At 68.0% G+C, this 12,530-nt stretch carries 8 protein-coding genes; 7 read left to right on the forward strand and 1 reads right to left on the reverse strand.

Features of this window, described 5'->3' with window-relative positions; translation table 11 throughout:
- Positions 1–170: 170 nt before the first annotated feature.
- On the forward strand, positions 171–2,780 hold the full coding sequence (locus ABZ810_RS22520; protein WP_358406012.1) for a hypothetical protein: 2,610 nt from the start codon (positions 171–173) through the stop codon (positions 2,778–2,780).
- A gap of 17 nt (positions 2,781–2,797) precedes the next feature.
- On the opposite strand, the gene ABZ810_RS22525 is transcribed toward ABZ810_RS22520, so the two are convergent.
- On the reverse strand, positions 2,798–3,931 hold the full coding sequence (locus tag ABZ810_RS22525) for a hypothetical protein (protein WP_358406013.1): 1,134 nt from the start codon (positions 3,929–3,931) through the stop codon (positions 2,798–2,800).
- 429 nt (positions 3,932–4,360) lie between these two features.
- Here ABZ810_RS22525 and ABZ810_RS22530 point away from each other — a divergent pair, with 429 nt between their 5' ends.
- The 6 genes from ABZ810_RS22530 (at position 4,361) to ABZ810_RS22555 (ending at position 12,278) form a co-directional block, all read left to right on the forward strand.
- Positions 4,361–4,648, forward strand: coding sequence for a DUF4282 domain-containing protein (locus ABZ810_RS22530; RefSeq protein WP_358406015.1), 288 nt, complete (start codon positions 4,361–4,363; stop codon positions 4,646–4,648).
- A 141-nt stretch (positions 4,649–4,789) separates the two neighbouring features.
- Positions 4,790–6,979: a serine/threonine-protein kinase gene (locus ABZ810_RS22535; RefSeq protein ID WP_358406017.1), complete on the forward strand. Its 2,190-nt coding sequence runs from the start codon at positions 4,790–4,792 to the stop codon at positions 6,977–6,979.
- 34 nt (positions 6,980–7,013) lie between these two features.
- Positions 7,014–8,174, forward strand: a complete 1,161-nt coding sequence (locus ABZ810_RS22540; RefSeq protein ID WP_358406018.1) for a response regulator receiver protein — start codon at positions 7,014–7,016, stop codon at positions 8,172–8,174.
- On the forward strand, positions 8,174–10,090 hold the full coding sequence (locus ABZ810_RS22545) for an AAA family ATPase (protein ID WP_358406020.1): 1,917 nt from the start codon (positions 8,174–8,176) through the stop codon (positions 10,088–10,090). The genes ABZ810_RS22540 and ABZ810_RS22545 overlap by 1 nt, the downstream gene beginning before the upstream one ends.
- 113 nt (positions 10,091–10,203) lie before the next feature.
- Positions 10,204–10,881: a 4Fe-4S single cluster domain-containing protein gene (locus ABZ810_RS22550; RefSeq protein WP_358406023.1), complete on the forward strand. Its 678-nt coding sequence runs from the start codon at positions 10,204–10,206 to the stop codon at positions 10,879–10,881.
- 47 nt (positions 10,882–10,928) lie between these two features.
- Positions 10,929–12,278 carry an FHA domain-containing protein gene (locus ABZ810_RS22555; protein WP_358406026.1) on the forward strand — a complete coding sequence of 450 codons (1,350 nt, stop codon included), beginning with the start codon at positions 10,929–10,931 and terminating at the stop codon, positions 12,276–12,278.
- Positions 12,279–12,530 lie beyond the last annotated feature (252 nt).

A 12,530-nucleotide genomic window follows, 5' to 3' on the forward strand; every position in this document is an offset into this window, starting at 1 on the left:
ATGAGTGGCGACAAGCGCGGTGCCAGCATCGGTGCGCTCGAGGACCTGTCCCGGACGTTCAGTAAGATTCCAGAAACCTGGACGCCCTGATCAAGGACCTGAATGGTCGTACGGTCTCCAGCACGGAGATCTGGTGGGGCCCGGGCGTCAATCGGTTTCGTAGTGCGTGGATGGATGCCAAAGCCGCCTTCCACAAGATGGCCATGGCCCTCGAAGAAGGGGGCCAAGACATCAGGCGTTCCCAGCAGAACATCGAGGCTGCCACCCGGTATCGCGAGTATGTCCACACTCTGCAGATTCCAGTCCTGACCCTTGAAGGGCGCTTCCTTCGGTGGCTAGCTCGGCAACTGAACACAGCGGAGGGGACGATGGTCGCGACAAAGGTCAACGTGAGTGCGGTTCGCATCGAGCTTGCTCGTATCTCGTCGCTCATGTCTGAAGTGTCGCGGCAGATGGGTCCACAGGTCTGGCAGGGTGGTTCGGCAGCCAACTTCACCATCGATCTGCGAGGGCATAGCCGGTCGCTTGAGCAGATGATGGCGAGGATCTTGGAGGCTGTGGCCTCCATGAACGCGGTACCGATGGTCTACGACGTGCCGGAGATCGCTCCTGTGGCACCGCAACCGTCAGCAGGAGTCTTCAACCAGGTTGCCTCGGTATCGGTCTCAGGTCTGCAACGGCTCGAGTCTGCGCTCAAACACGCGGCTGACGCACTTCCCGGTCATGGTCGTCGGCTGCGGACGCTCATGGCTGAGGGCGGCCCGGTCGAGGTGTCGACCGCGCAGTGTCAACGCACGGCATCGTGGTGCGCCGGCCAGGCGCGCCCAATGAAGACACGAATCCACTATGCCCTCGTGAGCGATAACGTTGGCGTGACATGGGGGACCCCCAAATGGGGAATGTCGGGTGTCCCCGACGTAGAGAGATTCGGTACCGGCCAGATGGCCGAGCTTGCTCGTTTGCAGGCTCAGGCGTACGGAAAGGCCCTGCAGGCTCCGGATGCTCAATCCCGAACGTTGCTAATCGACGTTGCAGCGAGTCTACGCGAGAACGGCAAGGACACTGCATATCTCGCGACGTTCTTCGGCTCGGTAAAGCCGGGCAGCGTGGGCACTCTGGCTCACAACCTTCATAAGCAGGGCGGTGCTGAGAATAGTGCACCGCTCGGCGTGGACGACAAGAAGATCCTCGCTGATATCGGTACTGCGCTGGCCGTTCTCTCGCGCAAGAAGGACGGCCAGTCCGTGGTCTGGAAGGCGATGGGGGGTGCTGGATCGGACATGCCGGGGCAAGCGCTCCTGATCAAGCTCTCCGATCCGAACGTAAAATGGAGTTCTGCGGTTCTCGTGGAGCTGAGCAAGGCTGCTCTCCGGTGGCGGCAAAAGTATCCTTCGTATGAGATCTCCGTCTCGGGTGGATCTTGGGGAGAGAGTCACACGTCTGTCGTAAATCAGCCACATCGCAAGTGGTGGGATGACTGGGGAATCAACGGCGGCAGTGGCATTGGTGATACGGATCTTAAGCGATTGCGTGAGTATGACCCGGCGCTCAATCTTCTCGGACGTATCATTCATCAGAATGATACGTCAGCGGCCCGAGAAGTCGTTTCCAGTGAACTCGACAAAGCCTTCACGGTCAAGGATGCAGATAAGGCCAAGGCGATAACATGGGTCACTCGGGGAAACGGAGAGACATATGCGGCGCTCCTTGCGGCACCGGACTGGATGGATGAGGGCACTGCGGCGGGCAAGATTATAGCCCTGGCAACCCGGCCCGAGAAAGGACATGAGAGCCAAGCAGCAGAAAATGCTGCTGAGATCATGAGGACGGTCGCGTGGTGGAATGAGACCGGTCGGGCGAAGGTTGACGCCTTTCTTGGCAAGGGAAGGGTTCCGAAATGGATGCCGTGGCTTCATGATGACCGAGGCCCTGATTGGTTTTCGGACAGCAGACAATTCTCCGCCGAGTATGGCGCAGGATTGCGCGAGGGCCTTCTTCGGATGACCCGAATGCATATTCCTGCGATCGCAAATTCGGATAGGTCGAGTGGAGGAACCGTCCCGGACATCGATCCTGTGACAGGTCGAACATTTGTCGCAATAGACGGTGACGAGATGGCGGCCTTCCTGCGCACGTTCCCCGCGAATGACAGGCATTGGGCCCAACTCGGTGTGGATACCCAGATATATCGACAAAAGCTCTTCGAGTGGGCGCTTCGCAACCGAAGCTTCCTGAGTGGAGCCCAGGGGGTTGGGTGGCTGGATGGCAATCTGATACGGGCCTATGTCGATGAACGAACCGAACGTGAGAAGCTGACCAAAAAGCAATACGAGGACGTTCAGAAGCGCCTGGCCGCCCTGCGTGACCTTGGTGGGACCGTCCTTGGAGAGACGCCGGTAGGCAAGGTTCCTGGTAGTGGAGATGTCTACACAATGACCACGGACCTAGGGCTGAATAAGATTAAATATAAGGAATTTGAGAAGAAGGTCAAGGAGATTGATGACCGTTATGCCAACTATTCCGACCAGTTTCATGTAGATCTGGTCCGGGCCTATCGTCGCCAACTCGGTACGTCGATTCCCGATTCAGAGATCGAGGCGTTGCTCAATAAGAAGGGAGTGTTGAGCAAGGACGAATCAGCCCTGCTGGTCACTTGGTCTCGTAGGAACCTATTCGGCACTACGGCGCAGTCTGGTGGTCAGAAAATATACGGACGCGACATTGTCGGTGCGGCGCAGGCGGCTTTTGATCACAATACGCAGGTCAAGACCAAGGAATGACGTTGCAGTCGGGCCCGCTACCCGGGAAGTGGCGTTCCTGACAGGGGTGCGGTTAGCTTGAATGCGATGATGGTGCTGCAGCCGAAATCTGTGGCCAGGTAATACCCATCAGGGTGAGCGGCAACGCCACCCAGTTGCGCCGATTGGACGGCACTCAGAGTTCCGCTGAACTTCCAGCAGGATGGTTGTGCTCCCCAGTTGACGGTGCGGAGTTCACCGGCCGGGGTGAGCAGCCCGGGTGATGGTGGAGATGCACGCACTTCAGTGCTCCCGAGGAGAACGATCGTGCCGTTTCGGAGGGGAAGCATTGTAGTCCAGCTAGGCAGTTTCTCTACAGCAGACGGAAATCGGACGCCGGTCGCTGACCCTCTGCTCGGTATGCGAACCAGGCCCTTGTCGCCCAGCAGAAGGACGTCCCCTTGGTCGTCGGTGACGACGTCCATCAGTTGGAAGTGGCCTGAGCCAGAGTTTGCTTTCAATGCAGCACGATAGCCTGATGGGCTCCAGGGACGGATGCGATTTCCTCCCAGTACCTCGTACAGTGCTCCCTCTTCAGTGACGAGGATGGGGGTCCCGTCTTGTCGCAGACTGAAGTCGGCGGAGCCCAAACTCGAGATGAGCCGACGCTGCTCGGTCCCGGGGAGAGCCTGTCCATTGGAGTTCACCACCAGCGGTGAGCGGCCGCCGGGTCCTTGTGCTGTAAGGAGGTTGGTGCTCCTGTTCAAGTCGCGAAGGGGTCTCGATTCGAGGGCAACTGTGTTCTTGGAAGCGGTCATCAGCCACAATGTGTCGGCTTTGATGATCAAGCGGTCGGCTTCCGTGGCGATCGGAAGGACGTGGAGCCTTCCGTCTCGGGAGATGCGCGCCAAACGGTGGCCCAGCTGCGATGATGCCGGAAAGTAGACCGTTCCGTCGGTCGAGACCGCAATCGCGCCCGTGCCGTTCGCGCCCGTTCGCAGGGCGTACTCCCCATCAACCGGAGGGCGATCGTTCGAAGTGTCACCGGCGATGATGACGGACTGCGCAGGTCTCCGTGGCTTCGGCGTCGGGTTGAACGCCGAGTCTTCGCTCCCCGACGTACAGGCGGACGCGACGCAGGCGGTGAGCACGAAGAAGATCGCTGTGGTGAGGCCGAGCCTTCTGCGACGCACGGCTTCGATGATGCCAGCCCGAAGACCCGAAGCAACCTGCTAGTCAGAAAACTGAGCTGGATGGTCAGGGTCGAGGTGCGAAACGTTGTGGTCGCACCTTCCGAGCGGAAATCGTTCTAGGGTCGGCCTTGCCCATGTGAGGTCGCCCGACAAACCTCAGGAGACACAGCGATGACGAATCCGTCTGATGGTGGTCAGCCTCAGTACCCGCCGGCGCCTGGTCCTTACGGGCCTCCGGAAGGGGGGCGGTCGGGGCCTCCCGGGGGGCCTGGTCGGCCGCCGGGGCAGCAGCAAGGTGGTTCGGGACACCAGCAGCAGGGGGTTCCGGGGCCTCGGGGGCAGGGGGAGCCGGCGTACCGGGGGCAGGGGGAGCCTGGGTATCGGGGGTCGGGGGAGTGGGAGCAGCAACGGGTTGAGAGCAAGGGGCTGGTGGGGGCCTTGTTCGACTTCAACTTCAACCATCTGGTCACGCCGAAGCTCATCAAGGCGTTCTACGTTCTGTCGCTGCTGCTCATCAGCCTGTCCGCGCTGATGGTGGTGGCGATCGGGCTCTGGATCATGCAGCTGCGGAACGGGTGGCTGCTCGGGCTCATCGTGATCGGGTCCTCGCCCGTGATCTGGGTGTTCGAGGCCATCCTCGCCAGGATCTTCATGGAGGCGGTGGTGGTGCGGTTCAAGGGGGTTGAGCACCTGCGGGTCATCAAGGACAAGATCTGAGGGGGGCGTTAGGGTTCGGGGGACGTGACGAGATAGGGCGGGGTAGTGGCCGACTTCCGGGAGACGCGGCGGGATCCGCAGGTGCCCGGGCCGCGGGTGGGCGAGACGCGGCGGGACGGGGCGGCTTCGGGTGGGCCGCTCATGCGGTTGCCCGGTGTGCTGGCGGAACGGTTCGAGCTGGTGGGGGAACTGCCGGTTCAGGGGGCCGAGTCGGATCTGATGCTCGTCCGGGACGCGCTGGGGGCCGAGTGCGTCGTCAAGATCTTCCGGCGGGGCTACAGCGCCGACCGGGACGTGTGGGGGAAGCTGCCCTCGATACGGTCCGAGCATGTGGTGCGGACCCTGGAGACGGGGCATGCGGACGGGCGGGACTATGAGGTCACGGCCTATGCGGCGGACGGCAACCTGCGGGGGCTGATGGCGGGGCCTCTGCCGGGCGAGGTCGTGCGGGAGGTCGTGGCCCAGCTCAGGGACGGGCTGGACGCGCTGCACCGGGCCGGGATCGTTCACCGGGATCTGAAGCCGGAGAACGTGCTGGTGCTGGAGGCCGATCCGCTGCGGGTGGCGATCACTGATTTCGGGTTGAGCAAGGTGCTCGACCAGAGCGTGGTGTTCGCGTCCAGTTCTCGGACGCTGGCGTACGCGGCGCCGGAGTCGTTGTCGGGGCAGGTCTCGCCGGCGCGCGACTGGTGGTCGCTGGGCATGATCGTGCGGGAGCTCCTGACGGGGCGGGCGCCGTTCACGGGGTTGAGCGAGACGGCGGTGGTCGACCATCTGGCGACGCGGGCGGTGTCGGCGGACGCGGTCGAGGATTCGCGGTTCCGGCTGGTGTGCCAGGGGCTGCTGACCCGGGACCCGCGGCGGCGCTGGACGGGGGACGAGGTCGGCCGGTGGCTGGCGGGCGGGGCTCCTGAAGTCGTCGAGGAAGCGCCTGTGGTGGGGGTCGGGCTTCCGTTCAACGGGGAGAGGTATACGGAGCGGGGGGCGCTGGCCCGGGCGCTGGTGGAGCGGTGGGATTACGCGGCGCTCTATTTCTTCGGACGGGGTGAGTCGGGCGAGGCCTGGCGGAGTCTCCGGGAGTGGCTCGCGGGGATTCCCGATGACAGCCGCATCGGGTTGATCGACGGGTATCTGACGACGGGGTTGTCGCCGGACGTGAAGTTGCTGCATCTGGTGCGGTGGCTCGATCCGGGGATGCCGCCGCACTTCCTGGGGCGGCGGGTCACGGCCGACGACCTGGTGGGGCTGGCGGCGCTGGCCGGGGATCCGGGGCATCCGGACCATCGGGCGGCCTGCGTTCTGGGGCGGGAGCTCTGGGAGCACCATCTGTTGCAGGTGCTGGCCGGGTTCGAGGGGGGCCGGGGGCTCGAGCGGATCGATGACGGGTGGCGGGCGCGGGTCGAGGAGTGGGAACGGCTCGCGATGTGGCTCCGGGAGCATGAGGCGACGCCGCCGCGGTTGAGCCTGGGCGGGGCCGATGACGATTTCGTGCTGCTGACGCTTCTGGCGCTGGCGGCCAGGCCGGAGGAGACGCGGCGTTCGCTGGCGGAGGCCGCGGGGCGCGCGCGGGCGGCCGTGGCCGAGGACGTGCCGTGGTTCGGGTGGATCGTGGACGGGGCCGGCAACGATCCGCTGCGGCTGCTCGCCGTGGTGCGGGCGGCGCCCGAGGCGGCGGTGGAGGCGGAACGGCGGGGGCGTACGCGGCAGGAGGCCACGCAGCGGGCCGACGCGTTGCGGGCGCGGTGGAACGACAAGGAGCGGCAGCGGCTGGACGGGCGGGGCCGGGCGGTCGCCAGGGCGGTGGCCTGGTCGTTGCCGTTGCTGGCGTTCTGGCTCTTCGGCAGCTGGGTCGTCGGGGCGCTGTTCGGGGGTGACGGGGGCGGCACGCGGTCCGTGGGCGGTGTGCAGCGAAGTTCGGGAGTGCCGTTCGGGTTCCTGGCGGGGGCGTCGGTGTTGTGCTGGGCGGTGCAGTGCGGGAGCGAGGTGCTGCTGGCGCGGGCGCAGGGCGGCGACTACCTGCCGTACGGGCCGTGGTCGGGGATCTCGCGGTTGCTGGGCGCCGGGGGGCGTGGCCTGTCCAAGGCGTCGCAGACCCTGTCGGGCGCGGCGGAGCGCACGGGGCGGAGGGGCTGCGGGATGCTGCTCCTCCTGGGGACTTTTCCGTTGCTCATCATCTTCCTTTTCCTGGCGGCGGTGACATCTGTCGCGAGCCTGCTGTGGCTGATGGTGTTGCTCGTGGCCTCGGTGGCGCACGGCGTCGCGGCGGGGGTGCGGCTGCACCAGTGGCGGCAGGTGCACGAGGACGAGATGCGAAAGGCCGTTCAGGGCTAGTTCGTACGACGGGACCAATGCCGGGAGGCGGAACGTGAGCAGCGGCGTCGAGGCCGACATCGCACTGGACGCGGCGGTCGTCCTCAGCCTGGGGATGAACCGGGCGCTGGGGCGGACCGCCGGTCTCGCGGGGCGCGCGGCCGAGGCCCTGGCGGCGCTGACGGCCGGGCGGGCGGAGGCGCGGGCCGCGGCGCTCGCCGAGGTCGAGGCGTTCGACCAGGCGTTGCGCGCGGTGGTCGAACGCAACGCGCGGATCGTCGCCCTGGAGAAGACCCGTGACCGGGTGGGGGCGGAGGCCGCGCTGCCGGCGGTGCTGGAGCCGGACGAGTCGCAGCCGCTGGAGGAGCTGGTCCGGTGGTGCGACGCCACGGACGCGGCGCTGGACGAGGCCGAGCACGCGATCTCCGAGCAGCTGGCCGCGGGGGTGACGGCCCAGCTCTTCGCCGTTCCGGCGGAGGGGCTCGCGGGCGCTCAGGTCGGCGGTCCTGAGGCGGCGCCCGAGACTGCGGCCGAGACGGCGCCCGAGACGGCGGCGAAGGTCCAGGAGACGCTGGAGCGGGTGCTGACGCGGCTGCTTCCGGACGCGTCGGAGGAGGACCGGCGGGCGGTGGCCGAGGCGGCCCGGCTGCTCGCCGACGTGGAGGGCACCGACGCCGAGGGGGTCCTGACCGAGGTGCGGCTGCGGGTGCGGGACGCCAACCGCCGGACCGAGGAGCAGCGGGCCGAGGAACGCCGCCGCGCCGCGGAACGCGACGCGGCCGAGCAGGCGGAGGCCGAACGGCGGTACGTGCTGGAGTCGGTCACCTCGGCCTTCGAGGAGATGGGGTACGAGGTGCAGGCCGGTTTCGAGACCCTCACCGCCAAGGACGGCACGTTCGTCCTCACCAAGGGCGGCTGGCCCGACCACAGCGTCCGGATGCGGGTCGACGACGCGCGGCAGGTGCGGGCGGCGATGCGGCGCGAGCGGCCCGCCGAGAGCGAGGACGACCGGCGCGTCGACGTCGAGCGCGAACGGGAGTGGTGCGAGGCGTTCGAGGCGGCGCGGGAGAGGCTGGCCGGCGACGGCATCCGTTCCGACGTCACCTGGCGGCTCGACCCGGGCGTCCAGGAACTGCCTGTCGGCGCCGACGCACGGCAGACTAGGGAGCGGGACGAACCACGGGAACGCCGTCGGGAGCGCGAGCGGAGTGAATGATGACTGAATCGCCGACCCTCGGAGGGCGGCTGCCGGGCTGGCCGCCGTTCATCCGGGAGCTGGACGCGACGCTGTCGGTGCACTCCCAGTACGTGTTGTCGGGCAACCTCTACGACAGCTTCCTCGCCCCGCCGCTGGAGTCGGTCGCCGGCGCGGCGCGGCTGCTGCCGCTGCGCGACCTGATGTGGGAGACGCTGCGGTCCAGCGGCTTCTCCTGCATGATCGTGTACGACCCGCTGGACGGGCTGACGGTGCACCCGGAGGCCGGGGACGAGATCGGCGACGAGGCGCTGCAGGCGGCCGAGCGGCTGCTGGGCAAGCTGAAGGCCGACGAGAAGCCGTCGCTGGAGGGGCTGACCAAGCACCTGGAGGCGGTGGCACGGCCGGCCGACAACGTGCGCGCCGCGTTCGTGATCGACTCGGCGTCCCGGATCGCGCGCACGCCCACCAACATGGAGCCGACCGAGCGCGACTTCTTCCGTTTCTGCACCAAGCTGTCGCGGTCGGCGCGTCCGGTGCGGGTGGTGGGGACGCGGCCCAAGCCGCTCTACAACCCGATCCTGTGGCTGGTCGAACGGCCCGGCGACCTGCCGCCGTGGATGACGACCGACAACGAGAACATCCGCGAGATCACCATCCCGCGGCCACACCTGGGTGACCGGCAGGAGACGGCCCGGTTGCTGGCGCGTGCGTTCGGGGTGTCGGACGTGGGTGCCGACCAGGCCGCGGCCGAGGCGTGCGACGCGTTCGCCGAGGGCGCCGACGGACTCACCCTCCAGTCGATGATCGAGGTGACCCGGCTCGCCAAGGAGCGCAACGTCTCGCTGAAGGACCTGCCGGACGCGGTGCGCACGTACAAGCTGGGCGTCCTCGACAACCCGTGGAGCCGCGGCCACCTGCGCCGGCGGGTGCTGGACGGGGAGAAGCGCGTCCCCGAACGGGTCATCGGGCAGCCGCAGGCGGTGACCAAGACGCTCGACATACTCAAGCGCGCGGTGCTCGGGCTGTCCGGCGCGCAGGCGACGCGGTCGGGGAGCCGGCCGCGCGGCGTGCTGTTCTTCGCCGGGCCGACCGGCACCGGCAAGACCGAGCTGGCCAAGGCGATCACCGAGCTGGTGTTCGGCGACGAGTCGGCCTACCTGCGCTTCGACATGAGCGAGTTCTCCGCCGAGGGCTCCGGCGACCGGCTGATCGGCTCGCCGCCGGGGTACGTGGGCCACGAGGCGGGCGGTGAGCTGACGAACGCGGTGCGCGAGGACCCGTTCCGGGTGATCCTTTTCGACGAGATCGAGAAGGCGCACCCGCGCATCCTCGACAAGTTCCTGCAGATCCTGGAGGACGGGCGGCTCACCGACGGGCGCGGCAACACCGTGCACTTCTCCGAGTCGATCCTGATCTTCACGTCCAACCTGGGGATGTTCACGGCCGCGCGCGACATCACGGTGCGGCCCGACCCCGCGCACCCGGCGCCGACCAGAGTGCAGAACATCACACCCGGCATGACGTACGACGAGGTCGAGCAGCGCATCAAGAACGCGGTCGCCGAGCACTTCACCGAGGTGCTCAACCGTCCCGAGCTGCTCAACCGCTTCGGCGACAACATCGTGGTGTTCAACTTCATCTCGGCCGAGGCCGCCGGAAAGATCTTCGAGCTGCAGTTCGGCAACATCTGCAGGCGGGTGACCGAGGAGCACCGGCTCATCCTCGCCGTGAAGGGCGACCCGCTGGCCACGCTGCGCGAGTGGTGCACGAGCGAGCTCGACAAGGGCGGGCGGGGCATCGGCATGGCGCTGGAGGCGTTCTTCGTCAACCCGCTGGCCCGGGCGCTCTTCGACCGCGAGCTCGTGCCGGACGAGAAGGTCACCGTGTCCGGCATCCACCGTGAGGGCAGCATCGTCAGCCTGGACCTTCTGTGAGGCCCCCGGATACCGGTCCGCCCCCGCACGGCGAGGGCGGACGTGACCGGCCGGAGCCTCGTGACGGAGGCGGACGGGGCGCTGAGCTGCTGCTCGCCAAGGCGCACTACCCGGTGACCACACTCGGCCCCGGGACGCGGGCCGGGATCTGGACGCAGGGTTGTACCCTTCACTGCTCGGGATGCCTGTCCAGGGACACCTGGGAGGCGGACCCCGCCGCGGCCGTGCCGGTCGAGGCGGTACTGGGCTGGCTGGCCTCGCTGCCCGGCCCGGTGGACGGCGTGACGATCTCGGGGGGAGAGCCGTTCCAGCAGCCCGCCGCCCTGGCGGCGCTGGTGACGGGAATCCGCGCGTGGCGGGACGCCCGAGCACGTGAGACGATTCCGTTGGACATTCTGGTTTTCAGCGGATATGTCTACTCACGGCTCTCGCGTGACCCGCAGGCGCGCGAGATCCTGGACATGTGCGATGCCGTCATCACGGGACCGTACGTCGACCGGCTCAATCCCGGGGGGCGACACCCCGAGAGGGGCTCTCTACTCTGGAGGGGGTCGGCCAACCAGCGGATCGTGCCGCTGTCCCCCCTGGGGCAGGAGCGGTACGCGGCGGTCGCCGACGGCGAAATGGCAGAGGAAGACGCAGGACCCCGAGTGCAGGTGTCCGTGGACGAGGGGCCGGAGGGAAGGCGGGTGTACTACATCGGGATCCCGCGAAGAGGTGACCTGGATCACCTCACATCGACGCTCGACCGCGCCGGGGTGCGCGCTGGGGATGTGTCATGGCGACCTTGAAATGTCCTGTCTGTGACGAGCCATTCCAGCCCGGTGACCTGGTCTGCATGAGCTGCGGGGCCAACCTGGCCCGCGGCGGAGGCGGCCATCGCCAGGGCGGGTACGAGCAGCAGCAACCGCCGCGGATGCCCCCGCCACCCGGCCCCCAGGGTCAGGGTCAGTACGGCCAGCAGCCCTACCAGCAGGCGCCCTACGGCCAGCAGCAGGCGCCCGACCCGTACGGCCAGCAGCAGGCCCCGGACCCCTACGGTCAACAGCAGCAGGCCCCGGACCCCTACGGTCAGCAGCAGGCCCCGGACCCCTACGGCGGTGGCGGCGGCCAGCAGCAGGCGCCCGACCCCTACGGTCAGCAGGCCCCGGACCCGTACGGCCAGCAGGCTCCGCAGCAGCAGTCCCCGCAGCAGCAGTCTCCGCAGATGCCGGACCCGTACCAGATGCCCGACCCCTACGGTCAGGCTCCACCGCAGCAGCAGGCCCCGTCGCCCCAGAACGACCCGTGGGGCGCGCAGCAGCAGCAGCACGACCAGCAGCAGCAGTCCCCGCAGGACCCGTGGGGACAGCAGCCGATGCAGCAGTCGCCGCAGCATGGCCCGCCGGATCCGTACGGCGGTGGTGGCGGTGGCCAGCAGCAGGCGCCCGACCCCTACGGTCAGCAGCAGGCGCCCTACGGCCAGCAGCAGGGCCAGGACCCGTACGGTCAGCAGCAGGCCCCCGACCCTTACGGTCAGCAGCAGCAGGCTCCGGACCCCTACGGTCAGCAGCAGGCGCCCGACCCGTACGGCCAGCAGCAGGGCCCGCAGCACCAGGGCGGGCCTCAGCAGCAGGACGCGGGCTGGGGCGCGCCGCCTCCGCCCCAGGGCGGCGGGTGGGGCCCCGGCGCTCCGCAGCAGTCCGACCAGCGGCCGTCGATGCCGCCGCCTCCCGGGCGTGAGCAGACCCTGCTCCCGCCCGACCAGATGGGGCAGCCCCGGCCGCCGGACGGCACCGCGTTCATGTGCCCCTACTGCGAGGCGGTGCTGAGCAACCCGAGCGCCTCGCAGTGCGAGTCGTGCCTGCGGCCCCTGCCGGGCAAGGGCCCGGGAACGGGCACGCCGAGCCTGCGGGTGCACTTCCCGACCGGTGAGCTCAAGATCTCGATCGGCCAGCACCTGGTGCTGGGCCGTGACGCGGGCCAGTCCCCGGTGGCGGCGTCGTTCACCCAGTACGACAACGTGTCCCGGCGGCACTCGACGGTCTGGCTCGACCAGTCGGGCACCGCCTGGGTGCGGGACGAGGGCTCGACCAACGGCACCTTCGTCAACGGTGAACGTCTCCCGCGCGGGGTCGAGGCGCCGCTCCGCGACGGCGACCAGCTTCGCCTGGCCGCCGACGTGACCGGCACCGTCCAGCTCACCTGACCGGCGCACGAGGCACCGAAGGGCGGTCTCCTCGCATGAGAGGAGACCGCCCTTCGGTGTTCGTCCGGGCAGTGCCCGGCCCGCTCCTGGCATGGAAACGGGGGCCGTCCCTCCGGGTGGGACGGCCCCCGTTCCCCTTAGCGTTCGGTCGGCCGCTAACGCTCGGTCCGCCGCGGTCGGTCGCAACGTTCGGTCCGCCGTAACGCAGGCCTTGCCGGCTCGGCGCCCTAAAGGTATGCGATAACGCCAAAT

This window comes from Spirillospora sp. NPDC047279 (assembly GCF_040643285.1).
Classification (GTDB): Bacteria; Actinomycetota; Actinomycetes; order Streptosporangiales; family Streptosporangiaceae; genus Spirillospora.